The following is a 20,697-nucleotide window of genomic DNA, read 5'->3' as shown; positions in this document are numbered from 1 at the left end:
GCGGCGACCTCAGATCGCGACGACCGCGTCGTGGCAGTCGCAGAAGGACGGGACGACCTCGTCGGGGGCCAGCTCGTAGGCGCAGAGCAGGGGGAACGAGATGTCGCGGCGCAGCTCGTTCCAGCACGCCTCGAGCTCCAGGGCGAGGTGGTCGTCGCCGCGGCGCGAGTAGAGGTCGACGATCTCGCCGTAGACGCGCACGGTCTGCCAGCGACGGGCCACCGCGGTGACGGGACCCGCGATCCGGGTCGCGAAGCGCTGGGGGTCGATGTGGTCGTCAGGGGCGAGGTCGTGGTGCAGCTCGTCGGCGTCGAGCGCGACGTACTGCCCGGCGGCGATCGCCCCGTGCGGGTCGATCCCGAGACCCGTCAGCGCCTCGTGGAGCAGGTCGTGGTGGGCGGCGGTCGCCGCGACGACGACCGCCTCGCCGGCGACCAGGCCGTGGGCGACGTAGGTCATGAGGTCGCGCGCCATCCGGTCGGTCGCGGTCCAGAAGGCGACCGAGTGGCCGGCGTGGGCGACGTCGCGGCCGCTCACGGGCGCGTCGGAGGTGGGCAGGGCCGCGAACGTGGCGGTGAACCTGGCGCCGCCGTCGTGGGCGTAGGACACGCTGCCACCCATGGCCTCGCAGAGCTTGCGGGCGATCATCAGGCCCAGCCCGCTGCCGCCCAGACCGGGGGAGGACGCACCGCGGACGTAGGCGTCGAAGAGGGTGTCGACGAGGTCGTCGGGCACGCCGGGGCCGTCGTCGCTGACAGCCAGGTGGACCACGCTGCCGGCGCGGGTCGCGCTGACCCGCACCTGGGCGCCGCCGTAGCGCAAGGCGTTGGTGACCAGGTTGTCGAGGACCTGGGTCACGCGCAGCGGGTCGGCGAGCACCACGGCGTCGTCGTGGAGGTCCAGGACGAGCTGGGTGCCGACGGGTCGGTCGCCCTCCTGCAGGACCTCGCGGCACAGGGCCGCGAGGTGGACCGGCTGCAGGGACAGCGCGAGGTCGTCGCGCTCCACCTGGTGGCTGGTCGTCAGGTCGGCCAGCAGCCGCACCAGCATGTCGCTGCGCCGGACCAGCATGGCCGTCAGGTTGGCGCGCATGGCAGGCGGCAGCGACGCGTCGTGCTCGTGCAGCTGCTGCGCTGCGCCGCGCAGGACCAGGGCGGTGTTGCGCATGTCGTGGATCAGCTGTGCTTCGTCATCTTTCATGACCGCGGCTCCTCACCTGCCGACCACCATCCTCCGGTCGGGCAGATGAGGCATCACCCGATGGACGGGACCTCCCTGGCCCGTTGTGACTAAATGGTTTGGGACCATGGTCCCTATGAGGTTCACCGAGCACGAGATGACGGTGGCCGTCGACGCGGTGGCCCGACGGTTGCACGCCGCCACCCGCCCGCCGTGGCGGCGGGGTGACGCCGACACGGCCTACGACGCGCTGGACCGGATGAGGAGGTGGCGGCTCAAGGTGAGCGCCGGCGAGGTCGTGCTGCCGGTCCTGACCGCGCTGCCCGAGCGCCCCACGGTGGGGGCGCGGCCGGAGTTCACCGACGCGGAGCTGGCCACGGCGGCGGAGTCGGCCAGCCGTGACGTGATGGAGCACCGCAAGCCCGGGGCGTGGGACGCCCTGCCGGCCAAGCGGCGTGGTCGGGTGCTCGCCACCGCCGTCGAGCTCACCCGGGTGGCGGTGGCCGGGATGCCGGTGCGGCAGGACCCCGATGCGCTGATCGTGCCCGACCACCTGTGACGGGGCATCTGTGAGGGGGCATCTGCGAGGGGCCGGCCGTGACCTGAGCACGGACGGCGTCGTTGTGGTCCCGTGCTCCCACCCCCGCTCCGACGACTCGTCGCCGTCACCGCCGCCCTGGTCCTGTCCGGCTCCCTGACCGCGTCCCTCACGGCCTGGGCCGCGACCCCGGCCGTGCCGATCCCCTCGGACCCGCGTGACGCGCTGGTGGTGCCGTTCACCGGCGAGGCTGCGACCGCTCGTCCCTTCGCGCCCCAGCCGCTGCCGCAGAACCCCTTCATGGCCGCCAACGGGGGCAGCAACATCCACAACGACGGCTACCAGTCCGACTCCTACGACGTCGCCGGGCCGCTGGGCCGGGACCTGCAGGTCTCGACCACGCTGGTGGGCGGCGAGTGCGCGTCGGTGACCTTTGACCGGCAGGGGCGCATCGTCACCGTGTGCGTCTCGCCGACGGGCGCCAGCCTGCGGATGATCGACCCCGACGACCTGTCGACGCTGGCGTCCTACGAGCTGCCGCCGCGCGAGGTCGGCAGCTTCTCCTTCAGCAGCTTCTCCGGCGGGGGCTACTTCTACCTCGACCACCGTGACCGCGCGGTCGTGTCGACCTTCACCGGCCACGTCCTGACGCTGGCCCGGGCCGGTGACACCTTCCGCGTGGTGCGCGACGTCGACCTGAGCCGGGTCGTGGACGGCTCGGGCATCCAGAGTGCGCTTCCGGACTGGTCGGGCCGGCTGTGGTTCGTCACCGTCTCAGGGGTCGTCGGCTTCGTGACGCGGGGCGGCGAGGTGCGCCACCTGCGGCTCCCGCGCCCCGAGACGATCGCCAACAGCTTCGCGATGGACGAGTCGGGAGGCGTGTTCGTCGTGTCGACGCACGCGCTCTACCGCTTCGACGTACGACGCGGGAAGCCCCAGGTGACCTGGCGACAGGTCTACGACCGGGGCAGCCGCCTCAAGCCCGGCCAGGTCAGCCGCGGCAGCGGCACGACCCCGACCCTGATCGGTCGCGCCGACTCACCGGGTGGTGGGTCGATCGCGATCACCGACAACGCCGATCCCCGGATGCACGTCCTGGTCTACCGCCGGGGCGAGGCAGGCCCCGGACGGCGCCCCGTGTGCCGACAGCCGGTCTTCCCCGCCGGGCGCGGCAACACCGAGAACAGCCTGATCTCCGTGCCGGGCGGTCTGGTCGTGGAGAACAACTACGGCTATACCGGACCGCTCCCCGAGGTGCCGTCGGGCCGCTCCGCCGACACGGTGCCGGGGATGGTCAAGGTCGCGGTCGACTACCGCGACGGCGGTTGCCGGGTGGCGTGGAGCAACTCCCGCGTGCGGGTGCCGAGCCTGGTCAGCAAGCTCAGCCGCGGCTCGGGGCTGATCTACACCTACACGCACCCGGCGGCCGACGAGGTCCCGATGACGGGGGCCATCCCGGGCGAGATCGCCCCCGACGCCTTCTTCTTCACCGCGATCGACGCGCGGACCGGGCGCGAGGTCTGGTCGCGCTACGCCGGCAGCAACCTGGGCCACAACAACAACTACGCGCCGGTGAGCCTCGGGCCCGACGGCACGGCGTACGTCGGCGTCGTCGGCGGTCTGCTGCGGGTGGTCGACGGCGGCTGACCGGTCTTCGCGCTGCCCCGGTCGGCCGGCAGCAGCGCGCCGCGCTCAGAGCGCGTCGAGGTGCTCCTGCATGCTCTTGGCGACCTTGTCGGCGAGGACCTTGAGCCCGAGCGGCATCAGCGGCTCAGCGAGCTTGGCGGCGCCGTGCGGCTCGAACTCCGCGTGGTAGGTCACCGCCGTGCCCGAGCCCTCGCGGGCGAAGGTGATCGTGTCGAGCAGGCTCAGCGAGTCCCCGGCGTCGCCCTTGAGCTGGAGCCGCTCGAGCGGCACGTGCTCGGTGACGACGTAGTGGACCTCGCTCTCGTTGCCGAGGAACTTCGAGACGTTCGTGTACGTCGTGCCCACGCCGCCGTCGCCGGCCGTGCGGGTGGTCGTGACGGTGGGCGGGTCCCACTGCTCGGTGGTGGTGAAGTCGGACAGGTAGGCCCAGACCTTCTCGATCGGCTGGTCGGTCGTGACGGTGCGCTCGACGCTCGGCATGGGGTGTCTCCTCAGGTTGGACGTGCAGGTGGTCGGGCAGGTGGTCAGGTCGGGAACTGGTCGGCGGTCGGGGCCGGTCCGGTCCGGTGACCCGTCACCGACATCCGCAAACCCGCCCGCTCGGACGACCTCGCCGCGAAGGCTCGTCACCGGCGTGCGAGATTGACGCCCATGTGGGAGATCGCGTCGACGGAGCGACCTCGTGCCTTCGTGCTCAGCCACGACGGTCGCGACCAGTCGCACGTCGACCTCGACGACCCGACCTACCTCGCGTTCGACTACGTGCGCCGCATGGGGGACATGGTCGACGCCGTCGCCCCGGCCGGCGTCCCGATGCGGGTGGTGCACGTCGGCGGGGCCGCGATGACCCTGGCGCGCTACGTCGCAGCGACCCGGCCCACCTCGGCGCAGGTCGTGCTGGAGCCCGACACCGAGGTCACCGAGCTGGTGCGCGACGAGCTGCCACTGCCACGTCGCAGCGGCATCAAGGTGCGTCCCGTCGACGGGGCCTCAGGCGTGGCGGCGCTGCGTGACGGGCAGGCGGACCTGCTCGTCCTCGACGCCTACGACGAGGGGCGGGTGCCGGCGTCCCTGGTCACCGTCGCGCACTTCGAGGAGGTCGCGCGGGCGCTGGCGCCGGAGGGTCTCTACCTCCTCAACCTCTCCGATCGGGCACCCTTCGCGCACACCCGCCGCGTGGTGGCCGGCCTGCGCGCCGTCTTCTCCGACGTCGCCCTCGGCGCCGAGCCCGCGACCCTGCGCGGGCGGCGCGACGGCAACCTGCTCGTGCTGGCTTCCCGCGCATCGGTGCCGGTCGCAGCGCTGCGCGCACAGGCGGCGCGCTCGCCGGCGCCGTACAAGGTGCTGGACGCGGCGCAGGTGAGCGACTCCTTCGGCGGCGGCACGGTCCTGACGGGGTGAGCGGCGCCCACCCGTCGCCGACGTCGCGACCGTCGTGGCCGCCGCCGCGGAGGCCGTCCTCGGCGACCTCGACACGTCCGCCTCGCGCTGAAAGCGTGACTCCGGTCACGTCCCCCGCGGGGGACGGTGCCGGACCGGTCGAGACCGCTTCGGCTCGCGGCGTCGCACCTAGTACGGTAAGCCTGTCCTAACGAACCTCCCCCGGATAGGAACCACCCGTGAAGCGCTCCGCTGCCGTCGTGTCCCTCCTGCTGCTGACCTCGGTCGCCGCGACCGGATGCTCCGGCGACGACGGGCCCTCCATCACCGTCTACAACGCCCAGCACGAGCAGCTGCTCGAGGAGATCGCGCCGCTCTTCGAGGAGGAGACCGGCATCGAGGTCGAGCTGCGCAACGGCAAGGACTCCGAGCTCGCGGCCCAGCTGGTCCAGGAGGGCGACGCCTCGCCCGCCGACGTCTTCCTCACCGAGAACTCCCCGGCTATGTCCGCGGTCGAGCGGGCCGGTCTCTTCGCCGAGCTCGGCGACGAGGCGACGGCCCCGATCCCGGCGCAGTACCGCCCCACCAGCGGCCTGTGGACCGGCTTCGTCGCCCGCTCCACGGTGCTCTTCTACAACCCTGACCTGATCGACGAGGCCGACCTGCCGGAGTCGATCCTGGACCTCGCGGACCCGGAGTACGACGGTCTCATCTCCTTCTCCCCGACGGGCGCCGACTTCCAGGCGATCGTCGCCGCCGTCCTCGAGCTCGAGGGCGAGGACGCCACCCGCGCGTGGTTGGCGGGCCTCCAGGCCAACGGCACCGTCTACGACGGCAACAACGTGGTGCTCGAGTCGGTCAACGCCGGCGAGTCCGCGATGGGCATCGCCTACCACTACTACTGGGACCGTGACCAGGCCGAGAGCGGCGAGGTCAGCGACAACACCGAGCTGCACTTCTTCGGCAACCAGGACCCCGGGGCCTTCCTCAGCGTCTCCGGCGCCGGCGTCCTCGCCTCGAGCGACAACCCGACCGAGGCCGAGCAGTTCGTCGAGTTCCTCACCAGCGAGGAGGGCCAGCAGGCCCTGGCCGACAGCTACGCGCTGGAGTACCCGCTCAATCCCGCGGTCCAGCTCGACCCGCCGGTCAAGCCGCTCAGCGAGCTCCAGCCGCCGGTCGTCAACGTGTCCGACCTCGACGGCGACACCGTCGTCGACCTGATGACCGAAGCCGGGTTCCTCTGAGCCTGGTCGAGCCCCCGGTCCGCGACACCCGCCCCACGTCCCGCCCGGTCCGGCTCCGTCCCGCCGACCAGGCCACCACCCGCGCCCCGGTCTCCCTGGTCCTGACCTGCCTGGTCGTGGCCGGGCTCAGCCTGATGCCGCTGGGCTTCGTGATCTTCTCCTCGGCCCAGGTGCCGCCCGGCGAGGCGATCGACTTCCTCGTGCGTCCGCGCATCGGCGAGCTGCTGTGGAACACCACGCGGCTCCTGGTCGGCGGGGTGCTGCTCAGCGCCGCGATCGGCGTCGGGGCCGCGTGGCTGGTCGTCCGCACCGACCTCCCGAAGCCCGGGCTGTGGCACGGCCTGCTGTGCGCGCCGCTCGCGGTGCCGGCGTTCGTCAACGGCTTCGGCTGGGTCTCCACGACCCACGCGGTGCAGAGCTTCCCGGGTGCCGTCCTCGTCGTCAGCCTGTCCTACTACCCGCTGGTCTACCTGCCGGCCGTGGCCGCGCTGCGGCGGCTCGACTCGAGCGTCGAGGACGTCGCGGCCGGGCTCGGCCACCGGCCGGTCTCCGCGTTCTTCCGCGTGGTGCTGCCGGCGATCAGCCCAGCCGTCCTGGGTGGCTCGCTGCTGGTGGGACTGCACCTGCTGGGGGAGTACGGCGCCCTCCAACTGCTCAACTACCCGACCCTGACGACCGCGATCCTCGCCCAGTACGCCTCCACCTTCAACGGCCCGGCCGCCACGTTGCTGGCCCTCGTGCTCGTCGCGTTCTGCCTGGTGCTGCTGGGCCTGGAGCTGCTCATGCGCGGGCGCCGTCGCCACGCCCGCGTCGGCGCCGGCGTCACCCGCAGCCCGATGCGTCACCGGCTCGGACGGCTGCGGCTCCCGTCGGTGGCGGCGCTTGTGCTGCTGCTGGTCCTGGCGCTCGGCATCCCGCTGCTGAGCCTGACCCGCTGGATGGTCCGCGGCAGCTCCACGCGCTTCCCGGCCGGCGACCTGTGGGCCTCGGCCACCTCCACGCTCGGCCTGGCCGTCGTGGGCGGGGCGCTGGCGACCGCCGCGGCCGTGCCTGTCGCCTGGCTGGCCGTGCGCCACCGGCGCCCGCTCGGCACCCTGGTCGAGCGCTCGATCTATCCCGCCAACGCGCTGCCGGGCATCGTCGTCGCGCTCGCCCTGGTGACGATCTCGATCCGGGTCGTGCCCGCGCTCTACCAGACGCTCCCGGTGCTGCTGCTGGGCTACGCGATCCTCTTCCTGCCGCGCGCGGTCGTCAGCGTCCGCTCGACCTTCGAGCTGGCCCCGCCCGTGCTCGAGGACGTCGCCCGCTCGCTCGGCTGCTCCGGACGTCAGGTCGCCCGCCGCGTCACGCTGCCGCTGCTGCTCCCGGGGCTGACCTCCGGCATGGCCCTGGTCTCGCTGGCGATCAGCACCGAGCTCACCGCCACGCTGCTGCTCGCGCCGACCGGCGTCTCGACGCTCGCGACCGACTTCTGGCAACGCGCCGCCTCGGTCGCCTACGGTGCCGCGGCGCCCTACGCCGTGCTGATGATCCTGCTCTCGGTCCCGGCGACGGTGCTCCTCGCCCGCGCCGCCACGCGGGAGGCCCGATGAGCGAGCTGAGGGTCACCGGGCTGACCAAGTCCTACGGCGCCACGCGCGTGCTCAACGGCGTCGACCTCACGGTTCCGGTCGGCATCACCTCCGTGCTCGGCTCGTCGGGCTGCGGCAAGACGACGCTGCTGCGCATCATCGCGGGCTTCCTCGATCCCGACGCCGGCTCGGTGCGCCTCGGCAGTCGGGCGCTGGTCGGCGACGGTCGCACCGTGCCGGCCCACGAGCGGCACATCGGCTACGTGCCGCAGGAGGGCGCCCTCTTCCCGCACCTCGACGTGCGCGCCAACATCGCCTTCGGCCTGACCCGCCGCGAGCGCCGCGGCAGCAAGGGCAAGGTGGGGGAGATGCTCGAGCTCGTCGAGCTGCCGGCCGCCACGGCCACGCGCTTCCCCCACGAGCTGTCCGGCGGCCAGCAGCAGCGCGTCGCCCTCGCCCGTGCGCTCGCGTCCGACCCCGCGGTGGTGCTGCTCGACGAGCCGTTCTCCTCGCTCGACGCCTCGCTGCGCGAGGACACCGGGCGCGCCGTGGCGCGGGCCCTGCGCGCCCGCAACGCCACCGCCCTGCTGGTCACCCACGACCAGGGCGAGGCGCTCTCGCTCGCCGACCAGGTCGCGGTGATGGCCGCCGGTCGCTTCCTCCAGGTGGCCACGCCCGACGAGCTCTACCTCTCGCCCGCCACCCCGGGCGTCGCCGCCTTCGTCGGCAATGCCGCCCTGGTCCAGGCCGACGCCACCGGTGACACCGCCACCTCCAGCCTCGGCGTGGTCCGGCTGCGCACGCCCGCGAACGGTCCGGTGCTGCTGGCGATCCGCCCCGAGCAGGTCCAGGTCAGCCCCGCCGGTGACCAGGCGGGCTCCGAGGTGGGCGAGGTGGTCGAGGTCAGCTACTTCGGTCACGACGCCACCGTGCGCACCTCGGTCGGCGACCGCGGCGCCGTGGTCACCGCGCGGGTCCCCGCCGACGTCGTGCCTGCCGTCGGCAGCCGGGTCCTGCTCACCGTCTCGGGATCGGTGATCGCCTTCCCCGCGGGGTTGACGTGACGGCCGACCTGACCGGCCACCGGTCGCGCACCGACGTGGGCGACGTCGCCACGCTGCCGTTCCTGGCCGGCCCCGACCACGCGACGGCGCTCGTGGCTCCGGGCGGCGACGTGACCTACGCCGAGCTCCGGCGCCTCGTCGAGGCGCGCGGTCACCAGCTCGGCGGCGTACGACGACTCGTGCTGCTCGAGGCCGCCCACGACGTCGACAGCGTCGTGACCTACCTCGCGGCGCTGGCCGGGCGGCACCCGGTGCTGCTCCTGGGGCCGGGGGAGCTCCGGCGCTCGGCCCACCTCGTCGACACCTACCGCCCCGACGTCGTCCAGGACGCAACTGGGCTGCGGGAGCTGCGCCACGGCACGGCCCACGACCTGCACCCCGACCTGGCCCTCCTGCTCAGCACCTCGGGATCGACCGGGGCGCCCAAGCTCGTCCGACTCTCGTTGGCCAATCTCGTGGCCAACGCCCGGAGCATCGCCGCCTACCTCTCGGTCCGTGCGACCGACCGCGCGGTCACCTCGCTGCCGCTGCACTACTGCTACGGGCTCTCGGTCCTCAACAGCCACCTGCTGGCCGGAGCGGGCGTCGTCCTCTCCGACCTGTCGGTGGCCGACGAGTGCTTCTGGGACCTGGTGCGCACGCACTGCGTCACCAGCCTCAGCGGGGTCCCGCACACCTTCGAGCTGCTGGAGGCCAGCGGCTTCGAGCGACGCGATGCTCCCTCCCTGCGCTACCTCACGCAGGCCGGTGGTCGGATGGACCCGGCGCGGGTCCGCGGGTTCGCCGAGCTGGGTCGTCGGCGCGGCTTCGACCTGTTCGTGATGTACGGCCAGACCGAGGCGACCGCCCGGATGGCCTACCTGCCCCCCGACCTGGTCTCCGAGCGACCCGACGCGATCGGGGTGGCCGTCCCGGGCGGCCGGCTGCGGGTGGAGCCGCTCGAGGGCTTGGAGGAGGGCGTGGGCGAGCTCGTCTACGACGGCCCCAACGTCATGCTCGGCTACGCCCACGAGCCGGCCGACCTGGCGCTGGGCGCCACCGTCTCCGAGCTGCGCACCGGCGACCTCGGTCGGCTCGCGCCCGACGGCCTCGTCGAGGTGGTGGGCCGACGCAGTCGCGTGGGCAAGGTCCTCGGCCTGCGCATCGACCTCGACCGGGTCGAGCGGCTGCTCGAGGAGCGTGGCCTGGACGCCCGCGTGGTCGCCGACGACGGGGTCGTCTGCGCGTTCGTCGACCGGCCCCGGATGCGGGCCCGCGTCCGCGAGGCCCTGGTCGAGGTCACCGCGCTCCCGCCAGGGGCGCTGCGGGTCGAGCAGCTGGCGGCGCTGCCCCTCACGCCGACCGGCAAGCCCGACCTCGTCGCCCTGGCCGGGCACCTCGCGCGACTGCGGTCGTCGGAGCCGGGCCCGCCCTCGGACGGGACTCCGGCCACCCGGTCGGCCACCGCGCCACCCACCGCGTCGGCCACCGCGTCACCCGACGCGGTCCGCGACCTCTACGCCGTGCTGCTCGGGAGGCCGGAGGCCTCGACCGACGACAGCTTCGCCGCGCTGGGCGGTGACTCGTTGTCCTACGTCGAGGTGTCGATGCGTCTCAGCGCGCTGCTGGGCGAGCTGCCGCCGGGATGGGCACACCTGACCCCGACGCAGCTGGCGGCCACGGCCCGCACGCCACGACGCTTCCTGGTCCGCGTCGACGCCTCCGCCGTGCTCCGGGCCGTGGCGATCCTGCTGGTGCTGGTCACCCACGCCGACATCGTGCTGGTGGCCGGGGGAGCCCACGTGCTGCTCGCCGTCGCGGGCTACAACCTGGCGCGCTTCCAGCTCGGGCTCACCGATCGGGGCGATCGGATCCGGGGGGTGCTGCGCGGGGCGTGGCACGTCGCGCTGCCGGCCTTCTGCTGGATCGGCGCCGTCGCCGCGGCGACCAGCGCCTACGACGCCTCTACGGTCTTCCTGCTCAACGGCTTCCTGGGGCGCGACTCCTGGGACGACAACTGGCAGTTCTGGTTCATCGAGGCCGTGGTGCTCGGCTACCTCGCGCTCGCCCTGCTGCTCGCGGTGCCCGCGCTCGACCGGTGGCAGCGGCGTGCACCGTTCGGCGCCGCGCTGGTCGTGCTCGCGGTGACGCTGGCCGTGCGCTACGCGACCGTCGGGGTGGACGCCGGGTCGACCGAGCGCTACTCGGCGGCGGTCGTGCTGTGGTGCGTGGCGCTCGGCTGGGCGGCCGCTGCGGCTCGTGGCCGGCTCCAGCACGCCGTGGTCGCCGTCCTGGCGGTCGTCGCGACGGCCGGCTTCTTCGCCGACAGCCAGCGCGAGGCGGTCGTGGTCGCGGGCGTGCTGGTCCTGCTGCTCGACCGACCCGTCCCGCTGCCGCGTGCCGTGGGGCTGAGCGTCGGGGTGGTCTCGGCCGCGAGCCTGTGGATCTACCTCACCCACTGGCAGGTCTACCCGCCGCTGGAGGATGCCGGTCACCCCTACCTCGCGGTGCTGGCCTCGCTCGGCGTCGGCGTCGCCGCCCACGCGGCCTACACCCGCATCGGCGCGCGTGGGACCGGTCTGGTCCGGGTGCGGCTCAGGAGGCGGCGGGCACCGGCGTCAGCGGCCTGACCTCGCGGGCGACGTCCAGGATCCAGGTCACAGGATCGTGACCGGCCTCGAAGCCGGGGGCACGCCGCCAGACCTCGTGGAAGACCTCGACGACCCGGTCGCCGCCCGCGTCGCAGTGGCCCTGGGGTGCCACCGTGGCGAGGACCGGCGCGTAGAACAGGTCGAAGAGCGTGCCGAGGGCGTCATCCTCGCCATCGGCACACCGCAGCACGAGGGTAGAGATCAGGCCGGCACACGGGTCGAGCGGTGGTACGACGCGCAGTCGGTGCTGGGACATCGGTGTCTCCTCGTTGCTTCCTCGGGCTGCAGGATCAGCCTGGAGGGAGGAGATCGGCAGCGACAGGTCAGAACTTATGCAAAAATCACAAGAGGTTGCACAAGTTGTCGACGAGGTTAGGCAATGTCGGGCGAGACGAGCTTGCCCGGTCCATGGGGGACGAGGAGCAGCGTGAGGACGTACGACGGCGACCCGGTGCCCGGAGGCCTGGCGATCCAGCAGGTCAGCGACCTGCTCGGGGTGCCGGCGCCCACCCTGCGCTCCTGGGAGCGCCGCTACGGCATCCCCGCGACGCCGCGCAGCGACGGTGGTCACCGTCGCTACTCCGCCGCGGCACTGCACGAGCTGCGGTTGATGCGCGACGAGGTGGCGCGCGGTCGCAAGGCGTCGGACGCGGCCCGCTCCGTGCGGGCGCTGCTCGACACCGACAACCCGGCCCACGCGCGGATCCAGCGGCTGCTCGCCGCCTCGCACGAGCTCGAGCCCCGGGCAGTGCGCGAGGTCCTCGAGGGGGCGCGCGCCGAGCTCGGCCTGGGCGCCACGCTCGACGACGTCCTGATGCCGAGCATGCGCCAGATCGGCAGCTGGTGGGAGAGCGGCCACTGCGACATCGCCCAGGAGCACCTCACGACCGAGGCGGCCCGGGCCTGGCTCTCCTGGTTGATCTCCCACGCACCTCCACCGGTGCAGGCCGCCCCGGTGCTGCTCGCGTGCGGACCACGCGACCTGCACACCCTCGGCCTCGAGGCGCTGGCCGCGCTGCTCGCGCAGGAGGGCCTGGCCACGCGTCTGCTCGGTGCCCGGACGTCGCAGCGGACGCTGGTCGCCGCCGTCGCCGCGACGGAGGCGCCTGCGGTCGTGGTGGTCTCCCACCTCTCGACCCAGCGCCGTCCTGCCGTGGAGGCACTGACCGTGGTCGCCGGGACCGGGCCGCTGGTGTTCTACGCCGGCAACGCGTTCCTCTTCCCCGACTCGCGTGAGGGGGTCCCGGGGACCTACCTGGGCGCCACGCTCACCGGAGCGGCCGCGACCCTCTGCCAACGGCTGCTGCCGGCCTGAGCAGGACCAACGGCCCTACCGGAGAGCAGGAGCCGGGGCGAGGCTGGAGCCAGTCCACCGGAGGAGGCTGTCGTGCTGGAGTCCATCGAGATGTCACGCCCCGAGGCCGAGGCCCTGCTGCGCATCGGTGTCGTCGGCCGCGTCGCCGTCTGCACCGAGGACGGACCGCACGTCATCCCGGTCAACTACTCGGTGGTGGACGACCATGTCCTGCTCCGGACGACGTCCTACAGCGTGCTGGGCCGGCTCGCGCGGGACAAGGTCGTCGCCTTCGAGGTCGACCACCTCGACCTCGAGCAGCACCACGGCTGGAGCGTGGTGGTCCGTGGCCGCGCCGAGGTCGTGACCGAGCCCGCCGAGCTCGACCACATCGAGGCCGTGTGGCCACCCCGGCCCTGGGCCGGTGGCAACCGGCCGCTCGTGATCCGCATCCCATGGAGCGAGGTGACCGGTCGCACTCTCGGCCGCGGCTGGGACCCGCAGGCCCAGGCGGTCTACCGGCGTACGCTCTCGACGTGAGCAACCACCTCCCCACGTCGGGGACCTGAGGCGTGCGCCTGGTCGTCGCTCTCGGGGGCAACGCGCTGCTCCGCCGCGGGGAGAAGCCGGACGCCGCGATCCAGCAGGAGCACGTCGCCGAGGCGGCGCCCGCGCTCGCGCGCATCGCCGGCGACCACCAGCTCGTGCTCGTGCACGGCAACGGCCCGCAGGTCGGGATGCTCGCCCTCGAGAGCGCGGCTGACCCGACCCTCACGCGGCCCTACCCCTTCAGCGACCTGGTCGCCGAGACCCAAGGGGTCATCGGTTACTGGCTCCAGCAGGGTCTCGCCAATGCCGGTCTGGTGACCCCGGTGGTGACGCTGGTCACCCAGACGCTCGTCGACGCCGACGACCCGGCCTTCCAGGACCCCACCAAGTTCGTCGGCAGCGTCTACGACGAGTCGCATGCCCGCGAGCTCGCCGAGGCCGGCGGCTGGACGGTGAAGCCGGACGGCGACGGCTGGCGTCGCGTCGTGGCGTCGCCGCGCCCCAGCGGGATCGTGGAGATCGAGATCGCTCGAGCGTTGCTCGAGCAGGGCACCACTGTCGTGCTCGGCGGGGGTGGCGGCGTGCCCGTGGTGCGCACGCCGCGGGGACTGCTGGGCGTGGAGGCGGTCGTCGACAAGGACTACGTCGCTGCCCTGGTCGCGGAGACGCTCGGCGCCGACCTGCTCGTGATGCTGACCGACGTGAGCGCGGTGCAGACGGACTACGGCACGCCGCAGGCGCGCGCGCTGCACCGCGTGAGCGTCGCGGACCTCGACGCCCTGGACCTGCCTGACGGCTCCATGGGGCCCAAGGTCGAGGCGGCCTGCGCGTTCGCCACCCGCACCGGCGGGCGGGCCGCCATCGGCTCCTTGCCCGACGCGGCCGCGGTCGTGGCCGGCACCGCCGGCACCCAGGTCCGCGCCGACTGAGTCGCCCACGGCAGCGGCACCCCGGCGGTGGTCCCGGTTGCGGGCCGAGGTCACTGCCCCGTGGGACCTTCGGCTCTAGGGCGCGGGTGCGGCCGGGGCCAGAGTCGAGCCATGGTCGACACCACCGAGTCCCGCCCCGTCCTCGTCGCCGTTGCCGGCGACGGCTCCGAGTCCGCCGTCCGCTACGGCGTCGCGGAAGCCGCACGTCGTCGTACGACGGTGCACCTGGTGCACGTCATCGACCTGGTGCCGTGGCGCGAGCCAGCGGTGCTCGGCGTGGCGGAGCGGCGCGCCCGCACGGGTGAGGAGACCCTGTGGGACGCGGTCACCTATGCGCGGTCCCTTGCCCCGGAGGGCGTGCTGGTGACCAGCGAGCTCTTCCACGGTGAGGTGATCCCGGGTCTGCTCGAGGTGGGCCAGGAGGCGGCGCTGCTGGTGCTGCGCCGCCGACCCGCGCTGGTCCCCAGCGGGCCGCCCCCGGCGATCTGCCTCAAGGTGGCCGCGCGCTCCCGGGTGCCGGTCGTGTGCGTCCCTCACGACTGGCACGGTGTCCAGGGCGCCGCGACGGTCACCGTCGGCGTCGACCACGCCGCGACCAGCGAGCCGGCCATCCGTGAGGCGATGGCTGCTGCCCGCCGCCGAGGCGCCGGGCTGCGCCTCGTCTGCGGCTGGTGGATGGCCCGCGACAACGACCATGCCGAGGCGACGAACGGCATCGACCCGCGCTCGGTGCGTGGCGACCTCGAGCGGGTCGTCGCGACGGTCGTGGCCGGCGACGAGCGTCTCGCCGCCGTCCCCGTCACCATCGACGTGCAGCACGCCCGTCCGGCCGACCTGCTCGTCGACGCCTCGCACGGCACCGACCTGCTGGTGGTCGGGCGTCACGACCCGCTCGTGCCGCGCGGCTCGCGGATCGGGCCCGTTGCCCGAGCGGTGATGGCGCGCGCTTCCTGCCCGGTCCTGCTGCCCGTCCCCGACGGCAGCTCCCACCTGTGGCACGGCGGTGCCCAGCGACAGGTCCAGCAGCTGCAGACCGGCGCCCATGCTTGAGGCCCGGCGCGACCTCACCGCGATCACCGACAACGAGGTCGAGGCGCTCGACGCCTGGTGGCGGGCCAGCCTCTACCTCACCGTCGGCCAGATCTACCTGCGCGACAACGTCCTCCTGCGCGAGCCCCTGCTCCCGGCGCACGTCAAGCCGCGGCTGCTGGGTCACTGGGGGACCAGTCCCGGTCTCGCCTTCGTCTACGCACACGCCTCGCGACTCATCCGGGAGACGGGCGACCGGGCGATCTACCTCGCCGGCCCCGGCCACGGCGGACCGGCCCTGGTCGCGGCCTCCTGGCTCGAGGGGTCCTACACCGAGACCTACCCGCGGGTGACCCAGGACGAGGAAGGGCTGCGGCGCCTGTGCCGGCAGTTCTCCAGCCCGGGTGGCATCCCCAGCCACGTGTCCGTCACGACGCCCGGATCGATCCACGAGGGAGGCGAGCTCGGCTACGTGCTGGTGCACGCCTTCGGTGCGGTCATGGACAACCCCGACCTGCTGGCCATCGCGGTCGTGGGGGACGGCGAGGCCGAGACCGGCCCGCTGGAGGGGTCCTGGAAGGGCATCTCCTTCCTCAACCCCGAGCGCGACGGTGCGGTCCTGCCGGTCCTGCACCTCAACGACGCCAAGATCAGCGGCCCGACCGTCCTGGGCCGCAAGGACCGGGCCGAGGTGCGTTCTCTCTTCGAGGGCCACGGCTACGAGGTCATCGAGGTCGAGGGCTCCGACCTGCCCGGGACGCACCACCGCTTCGCCGCCGCCATGGGCGGGGCGTGGCGACGCATCCGGGAGATCCAGGACGATGCCCGCAACGGGACGTGGACGGGCGAGCGCCCGCGCTGGCCGATGATCGTGCTGCGCACCCCCAAGGGCTGGACCGGTCCGGACGTCGTCGACGGCGTGCAGGTCGGTGGCACCTTCCGCTCGCACCAGGTCCCGTTGTCGGGTGTGCGCGAGAACCCCGAGCACCTGACCAGGCTGGAGTCCTGGCTGCGGTCCTACCGTCCCGAGGAGCTCTTCGACGAGCGTGGGTGTCCGACGACGACCGGCTTCGGCGCCGAGGGCGACCAGCGGATGAGCGCGTCCCCGCACGCCAACGGAGGCGTCCTGACCCGGAGCCTGGTCCTGCGCGACTTCCGGGACTACGCCGTGGAGGTCGCGAGCCCCGGAGCCGAGCGGGCCGAGTCGACCCGACGCCTGGGACACCTGCTGCGTGACGTCTACAGCGACAACCCGGAGACCTTCCGGCTCTTCTGTCCCGACGAGACCAACAGCAACCGGCTCGGTGACGTGCTCAGCGTCTCCGACCGGGCGTTCATGGAGCGGGTGGAGACCAACGACGACCACCTCTCGCGCGACGGTCGCGTGATGGAGGTGCTCTCGGAGCACAACTGTCACGGCTGGCTCGAGGGCTACACGCTCACGGGACGGCACGGACTCTTCGCCACCTACGAGGCGTTCGCGATGGTGAGCGCCTCACAGACGGTGCAGCACAGCAAGTGGCTCGAGGAGGCGCGGTCCCTGCCGTGGCGGGCACCCGTCCCGAGCCTCAACATCCTGCTGACGTCGACCGCCTGGCGCAACGACCACAACGGCTTCTCGCACCAGGGTCCGGGCCTGATCCAGGTCATGCTCACCCACCGCGGCGACGTCACGCGCGCCTACTTCCCGCCCGACGCCAACTGCCTGCTGTCGGTGGCCGACCACTGCCTGCGCTCGCGCTCCTACGTCAACCTGATCGTGATCGACAAGCAGCCGCAGCTGCAGTACCTCTCCATCGACGAGGCGGCCCAGCACTGCGCAGCCGGTGCCGGCGTCTGGGACTGGGCAGGGCACGACGACGGCACGGCGCAGCCCGACATCGTCCTCGCCTGCGCTGGCGACACCCCCACGCTCGAGACGGTCGCAGCAGCCCAGATCCTGCGCGAGCGCGTGCCCCAGCTGCGGACCAGGGTGGTCAACGTCGTGGACCTGATGACGCTGGTGCGCCCGCGCAGCCACCCGCACGGGATGAGCGACCTGCGCTTCTCCGAGCTCTTCACCGACACCGCGGACGTCGTCTTCGCCTTCCACGGCTTCCCCGGTGCCATCCACCAGCTCGTGCACGGACGTCCCGACGCGGACAGGTTCCACGTGCGCGGCTTCATCGAGGAGGGCACCACGACGACGCCGTTCGACATGACGGTGCTCAACAAGATCTCGCGCTACCACCTCGTCATGGACGCCCTCAACAACGCTCGCACGACCCCGCGGGGCGCCCAGGAGCTCTACGGCTGGTGCGAGGACCAGCTCGACCGGCACCGGGCCTACGTGCGCGAGCACCTCGAGGACCTGCCGGAGATCAGCGACTGGCGCGTCGGCTCGCGCTGAGGCAGAGCGGGGCAGGCAGGGCGGGGCGAAGGCCCGGCCAGGTCGGGCCCTTGGACCCTGCTCCGGGGTCCGGCCCGGGAGCACGATCGGAGCATGACCATCCTCGTGAAGCACTGCATCGTCGTCGGTGTCGACGGCTCGCCCTCCTCTGACGCAGCCCTCGACTGGGCTGCCGCGGAGGCGGTCCGCCGTCGGCGCCGTCTCCACCTGTGTGCCGTGGGGCAGCGGGAGCTGCCGGGCGGCGACGCCGCCCTCTATGTCGGTGAGGTCCTCGAGCTCGCCGAGGCCGACGCGATCACCCGCGCGGAGACGGCGCTCGACGCCGCGATCGCCCGCGTCGACGCGGGCTGGCCGGAGCTCGAGGTCACCCGCGAGAGCATCCTCGGCTCACCTGCCGGCGTGCTCGTGGAGCACTCCGCCCACGCCGACACGATCGTCGTCGGCCACCGCGGGCACGGTGTCCTCGTGGGGGCGCTGCTCGGCTCGGTGGCCTACCAGGTGGCCGCCCACGCGGTCTGCCCGGTCGTGGTGGTCCGGGCACCCGACGTGCCCGGCTCCCCGAACCCGGCGACCGGTGGCGTGGTCGTGGGCGTCGACGGCTCCGCTGGGTCGGAGGCCGCTGTTGGCTTCGCCTACGAGGAGGCGGCCTCCCGCGGCTGCGACCTCCACGTCGTCAAGGCCTGGTGGACCTCCAGTGCCGGGCTCTTCCACGACCTCAAGCTCGACTTCCAGAACGCCGAGCGCTTGGCCGTCTCGGAGACCCTCGTGGGCTGGGGCGACAAGTACCCCGACGTCACCGTCCACGTCACCGTCCCCATGTCGCCGACCGTCGGCGGGCTCGTGGCCGCGGGCACCGGGGCCGAGCTCCTGGTCGTCGGCCACCGCGGACTCGGAGGCTTCCGTCGGCTGCTCCTCGGCTCCGTCAGCCACGGCGTCCTGCAGCACGCGGTGTGTCCCGTCGCCGTCGTCCGCGACGCCGAGTCGGGCTGATCCGGCACGCCGGGGGAGATGTACAAGAGGCCTTGCCGGCCTCCTGGGGTCCTCCTTACCGTCGCTGCATGACCGATGACACGACTGGCGACACCACTGGCGACCTCACTGGCGACATCACCGACCTGAGCGACCTGAGCGACCTCGTCGCCTTCCACGACCCGATCCGACGCCGCCTCGTCGATCACCTCACCGGCCACGGCCCGAGCACGGTCACGAGCCTGGCCCGGGCGCTGGACCTCCGGGTCGGCAGCGTGAGCCACCACCTGCGCACCCTGGAGCGAGCCGGCTTCGTCGAGCCCGCTCCCGAGCTGGCGACCGACGGTCGCACATCCTGGTGGCGTCTGGTGGACCGCACCTGGCACTGGTCCCCGGAGGACTTCGACCAGCCCGCTGACCGGCACCGGGCCCGGGCTGCCCAACGCCTGGCGGCCCGCCACCAGGGGCAGGTGCTGAACGCCTGGGCCGCCCGGCAGGGGGAGCACGACGTCGAGTGGCGCAGGGCCGCCTTCTCCACCGAGGTGACGACGCGCGCCACCGCCCCGGAGCTCGCCGCCCTGCTTGAGCGCCTGGACGCGACCGTCCAGGAGTGGCTCGGCACCATCACCCGCGACGACGGGCAGCAGCGGGAGCCGGTCACCTTCTTCGGCTACGGGCTGCCGGTGTGCGTCGACGCACCCGGTGCCTCGCGGGTGGGCTGAACCGGGTGCCTCACTCGCGTCTGGTGAAGGAGACCTTCCGGCTCGGGTGGTGCGTCATCTCGTAGGCCGGGTGGTGGGCGAGGTGGTGATGTCGTGAGCAGAGCAGGCGGTCGTCGTCGACCGACGTGCCGCCGCCACGACTCCACGGCACCTCGTGGTGGGCCTCGCACCACGATGGGGGCCGAGTGCACCCGATCGTGGTGCAGCCGCCGTCACGGGTCGCGAGGGCGATGCGTTGGGTCGTGGTGTGGAAGCGACGCTTCCTGCCGACGTCGAGGACCTGGGAGCCACCGCCGAGCACGACCGGGATGACACCGGCCTTGCACGCGAGCTGTCGGGCCAGGCCGGGGCTGATCATGGTCCCGGTGTCGAGGCTCGCGGCCTTCAGGCCGCCCATCAGGGTGGTGACGTCCATGGTGACGACCACGGTCGCGCTCACGCCACCGGCGTCGGGGAGCTTCTCGGTCGGGAACCGTTGGACGTAGTCGCCGAACGCGTTCCCCATCCCCTCCGGGGTGGACCCGCGGCCGCCCTCACGTCGCGGTGAGGCCAGTGCGTGCAGCGCCGTGCGAAGCAGGTCGGCCTTCCACGTCGGCAGGGTGAAACGGCCGTAGGTCCGGCCGTGGCCGTCGTCGTGCATCGTGAGCCGCTGCACCGCCTCCGCAGCCTTCTCCTCGGCATCGAGCTGCTGGGCGAGCTGGGCCTCACCGATCTCGGGGGCGACCACGTCCAGGACCCGCTTGCCCAGGACCCGCAGCGCCTTCGCGTCATGGTGCGCCGCCTCGGCGAGCAGGTGCGCCCGTGCCTGGTCCACCACCACCGGGTCAACCTCGGCCGGGAGCGCGTCGACCGCGTCCACGACCACCCGTGCCTGCTCGGGCCGCAGACCGCCCGCGGCCAACGCCGCGCCGACCTCCGGGTGGTGGTCCTCGACCGCCACCGCGTGGGTGACCCGCCGATGGGCCTCCACGGGCGTCAACCGGGACTCGTGCGCCCACCACGCCGCCACCGACGTCGCCCCGACCTCCTCGACCGCGCCCGTGCGGTGGGCGTGGGCGAGAAGGGTGATCTCGAGGGCCGCGAGCATCGAGGTGACCTCGCTCAGGTCCAGCACCGCCTGACGCACCTCGACGTCACGCATCGACCACACCGGCCCCTGGGCCAGCAGCGCGACCCGGTCCCTGAGGTGGCCCACACCGACGCTGACCGGGTGTCCCCGGTCCACGAGCTGGCTGGTGCTGGTCATGGACCCATCGAAACATTGCCCACCGACAGTCCGACCCCTGAAGACGCGCGGGTTCCCCTATCTGACTGGGGGTGTTCCGATTGGCGACGCCAGTTACAGGATCTGCCGATGACAGTGCGCGACGTCGTGCCGAGAGTCGGGCGCTGCGTGTCGTCCTGGGAGACTGGTTTCATGACAGTTGAAGTTGTGGCTTACCGAGAGGAATGGCCTGCGCAGTTCGCCGTCATTGCTAGCCGGTTGGGTGAGGCACTGGCAGCCGTCCCATCTGCCCGGGTCGAGCACGTCGGCTCAACCGCCATTCCGGGCTTGGTAGCGAA

The 20,697-nt window shown here is 72.9% G+C and carries 19 protein-coding genes; 15 read left to right on the top strand and 4 right to left on the bottom strand.

Going from position 1 to position 20,697, the window contains the following annotated elements; translation table 11 throughout:
• Window positions 1-9 precede the first annotated feature (9 nt).
• Window positions 10-1,200 carry an ATP-binding protein gene (locus AAG827_RS07980; RefSeq protein WP_341925369.1) on the bottom strand — a complete coding sequence of 397 codons (1,191 nt, stop codon included), beginning with the start codon at window positions 1,198-1,200 and terminating at the stop codon, window positions 10-12.
• A gap of 115 nt (window positions 1,201-1,315) precedes the next feature.
• Between AAG827_RS07980 and AAG827_RS07975 the strand changes: the two genes are divergently transcribed.
• A complete protein-coding gene (locus AAG827_RS07975; protein WP_341925368.1) occupies window positions 1,316-1,738 on the top strand; it encodes a hypothetical protein in 423 nt (140 codons plus the stop codon).
• Window positions 1,739-1,810: 72 nt separating this feature from the next.
• Entirely contained in the window at window positions 1,811-3,364 is a 1,554-nt protein-coding gene (locus tag AAG827_RS07970) for a hypothetical protein (RefSeq protein ID WP_341925367.1), read from the top strand.
• Between the two features lie 45 nt (window positions 3,365-3,409).
• Here AAG827_RS07970 and AAG827_RS07965 read toward each other — a convergent pair whose 3' ends face one another.
• Window positions 3,410-3,844, bottom strand: a complete 435-nt coding sequence (locus tag AAG827_RS07965; RefSeq protein ID WP_341925366.1) for an SRPBCC family protein — start codon at window positions 3,842-3,844, stop codon at window positions 3,410-3,412.
• A gap of 171 nt (window positions 3,845-4,015) precedes the next feature.
• On the opposite strand from AAG827_RS07965, the gene AAG827_RS07960 reads away from it, so the two are divergent.
• The 5 genes from AAG827_RS07960 to AAG827_RS07940 all read left to right on the top strand — a co-directional run bounded on the left by AAG827_RS07960 (window position 4,016) and on the right by AAG827_RS07940 (window position 11,232).
• Window positions 4,016-4,765, top strand: a complete 750-nt coding sequence (locus AAG827_RS07960) for a fused MFS/spermidine synthase (RefSeq protein WP_341925365.1) — start codon at window positions 4,016-4,018, stop codon at window positions 4,763-4,765.
• Between the two features lie 218 nt (window positions 4,766-4,983).
• Window positions 4,984-5,988 carry an iron ABC transporter substrate-binding protein gene (locus AAG827_RS07955; RefSeq protein ID WP_341925364.1) on the top strand — a complete coding sequence of 335 codons (1,005 nt, stop codon included), beginning with the start codon at window positions 4,984-4,986 and terminating at the stop codon, window positions 5,986-5,988.
• A 116-nt stretch (window positions 5,989-6,104) separates the two neighbouring features.
• The gene (locus tag AAG827_RS07950; RefSeq protein WP_341925362.1) at window positions 6,105-7,580 is read left to right on the top strand and encodes an iron ABC transporter permease; all 1,476 of its coding nucleotides are present in this window, start codon (window positions 6,105-6,107) and stop codon (window positions 7,578-7,580) included.
• Complete coding sequence (locus AAG827_RS07945) at window positions 7,577-8,623, top strand: ABC transporter ATP-binding protein (protein ID WP_341925360.1); 1,047 nt, start codon at window positions 7,577-7,579, stop codon at window positions 8,621-8,623. Before AAG827_RS07950 ends, AAG827_RS07945 begins: the two co-directional genes overlap by 4 nt.
• Window positions 8,620-11,232, top strand: coding sequence for an AMP-binding protein (locus AAG827_RS07940; RefSeq protein WP_341925359.1), 2,613 nt, complete (start codon window positions 8,620-8,622; stop codon window positions 11,230-11,232). Before AAG827_RS07945 ends, AAG827_RS07940 begins: the two co-directional genes overlap by 4 nt.
• On the opposite strand, the gene AAG827_RS07935 is transcribed toward AAG827_RS07940, so the two are convergent.
• Window positions 11,198-11,509 (bottom strand): hypothetical protein, encoded by a 312-nt coding sequence (locus AAG827_RS07935; protein WP_341925357.1) that lies wholly within the window; start codon window positions 11,507-11,509, stop codon window positions 11,198-11,200. The genes AAG827_RS07940 and AAG827_RS07935 overlap by 35 nt on opposite strands.
• Before the next feature lie 171 nt (window positions 11,510-11,680).
• Between AAG827_RS07935 and AAG827_RS07930 the strand changes: the two genes are divergently transcribed.
• The 7 genes from AAG827_RS07930 to AAG827_RS07900 all read left to right on the top strand — a co-directional run bounded on the left by AAG827_RS07930 (window position 11,681) and on the right by AAG827_RS07900 (window position 19,134).
• Entirely contained in the window at window positions 11,681-12,568 is an 888-nt protein-coding gene (locus AAG827_RS07930) for a B12-binding domain-containing protein (RefSeq protein WP_341925356.1), read from the top strand.
• Window positions 12,569-12,640: 72 nt separating this feature from the next.
• Window positions 12,641-13,087: a pyridoxamine 5'-phosphate oxidase family protein gene (locus tag AAG827_RS07925; protein ID WP_341925355.1), complete on the top strand. Its 447-nt coding sequence runs from the start codon at window positions 12,641-12,643 to the stop codon at window positions 13,085-13,087.
• A gap of 32 nt (window positions 13,088-13,119) precedes the next feature.
• Window positions 13,120-14,025 (top strand): carbamate kinase, encoded by a 906-nt coding sequence (locus AAG827_RS07920; protein ID WP_341925354.1) that lies wholly within the window; start codon window positions 13,120-13,122, stop codon window positions 14,023-14,025.
• Between the two features lie 111 nt (window positions 14,026-14,136).
• Complete coding sequence (locus AAG827_RS07915; protein WP_341925353.1) at window positions 14,137-15,075, top strand: universal stress protein; 939 nt, start codon at window positions 14,137-14,139, stop codon at window positions 15,073-15,075.
• Window positions 15,068-17,443, top strand: coding sequence for a phosphoketolase family protein (locus tag AAG827_RS07910; protein ID WP_341925352.1), 2,376 nt, complete (start codon window positions 15,068-15,070; stop codon window positions 17,441-17,443). Before AAG827_RS07915 ends, AAG827_RS07910 begins: the two co-directional genes overlap by 8 nt.
• Before the next feature lie 93 nt (window positions 17,444-17,536).
• A complete protein-coding gene (locus AAG827_RS07905; protein WP_341925351.1) occupies window positions 17,537-18,433 on the top strand; it encodes a universal stress protein in 897 nt (298 codons plus the stop codon).
• Between the two features lie 68 nt (window positions 18,434-18,501).
• The gene (locus AAG827_RS07900) at window positions 18,502-19,134 is read left to right on the top strand and encodes a helix-turn-helix domain-containing protein (protein WP_341925350.1); all 633 of its coding nucleotides are present in this window, start codon (window positions 18,502-18,504) and stop codon (window positions 19,132-19,134) included.
• Window positions 19,135-19,144: 10 nt separating this feature from the next.
• On the opposite strand, the gene AAG827_RS07895 is transcribed toward AAG827_RS07900, so the two are convergent.
• Window positions 19,145-20,380, bottom strand: coding sequence for a DUF222 domain-containing protein (locus AAG827_RS07895; RefSeq protein ID WP_341925349.1), 1,236 nt, complete (start codon window positions 20,378-20,380; stop codon window positions 19,145-19,147).
• Window positions 20,381-20,488: 108 nt separating this feature from the next.
• Here AAG827_RS07895 and AAG827_RS07890 point away from each other — a divergent pair.
• The coding region (locus tag AAG827_RS07890) for a GrpB family protein (protein WP_341925348.1) at window positions 20,489-20,697 on the top strand (209 nt) is incomplete at its 3' end.

Origin of the sequence: Nocardioides psychrotolerans (assembly GCF_943371775.1) — a bacterium.
In the GTDB taxonomy this organism is placed as follows: domain Bacteria; phylum Actinomycetota; class Actinomycetes; order Propionibacteriales; family Nocardioidaceae; genus Nocardioides; species Nocardioides psychrotolerans_A.
The sequence above is the reverse complement of the archived record's forward strand: the minus strand, read 5'-3'. Positions and strand labels throughout refer to the sequence as shown.

What these genes read in the sequence shown, in the direction of transcription:
- AAG827_RS07945 (WP_341925360.1), top strand. Translation starts at nt 7,577, where the DNA reads ATGAGCGAGCTGAGGGTCACCGGGCTGACCAAGTCCTACGGCGCCACG.
- AAG827_RS07960 (WP_341925365.1), top strand. Translation starts at nt 4,016, where the DNA reads ATGTGGGAGATCGCGTCGACGGAGCGACCTCGTGCCTTCGTGCTCAGC.
- AAG827_RS07980 (WP_341925369.1), bottom strand. Translation starts at nt 1,200, where the DNA reads ATGAAAGATGACGAAGCACAGCTGATCCACGACATGCGCAACACCGCC.
- AAG827_RS07895 (WP_341925349.1), bottom strand. Translation starts at nt 20,380, where the DNA reads ATGACCAGCACCAGCCAGCTCGTGGACCGGGGACACCCGGTCAGCGTC.
- AAG827_RS07905 (WP_341925351.1), top strand. Translation starts at nt 17,537, where the DNA reads ATGACCATCCTCGTGAAGCACTGCATCGTCGTCGGTGTCGACGGCTCG.
- AAG827_RS07910 (WP_341925352.1), top strand. Translation starts at nt 15,068, where the DNA reads ATGCTTGAGGCCCGGCGCGACCTCACCGCGATCACCGACAACGAGGTC.
- AAG827_RS07965 (WP_341925366.1), bottom strand. Translation starts at nt 3,844, where the DNA reads ATGCCGAGCGTCGAGCGCACCGTCACGACCGACCAGCCGATCGAGAAG.
- AAG827_RS07935 (WP_341925357.1), bottom strand. Translation starts at nt 11,509, where the DNA reads ATGTCCCAGCACCGACTGCGCGTCGTACCACCGCTCGACCCGTGTGCC.
- AAG827_RS07915 (WP_341925353.1), top strand. Translation starts at nt 14,137, where the DNA reads ATGGTCGACACCACCGAGTCCCGCCCCGTCCTCGTCGCCGTTGCCGGC.
- AAG827_RS07900 (WP_341925350.1), top strand. Translation starts at nt 18,502, where the DNA reads ATGACCGATGACACGACTGGCGACACCACTGGCGACCTCACTGGCGAC.
- AAG827_RS07975 (WP_341925368.1), top strand. Translation starts at nt 1,316, where the DNA reads ATGAGGTTCACCGAGCACGAGATGACGGTGGCCGTCGACGCGGTGGCC.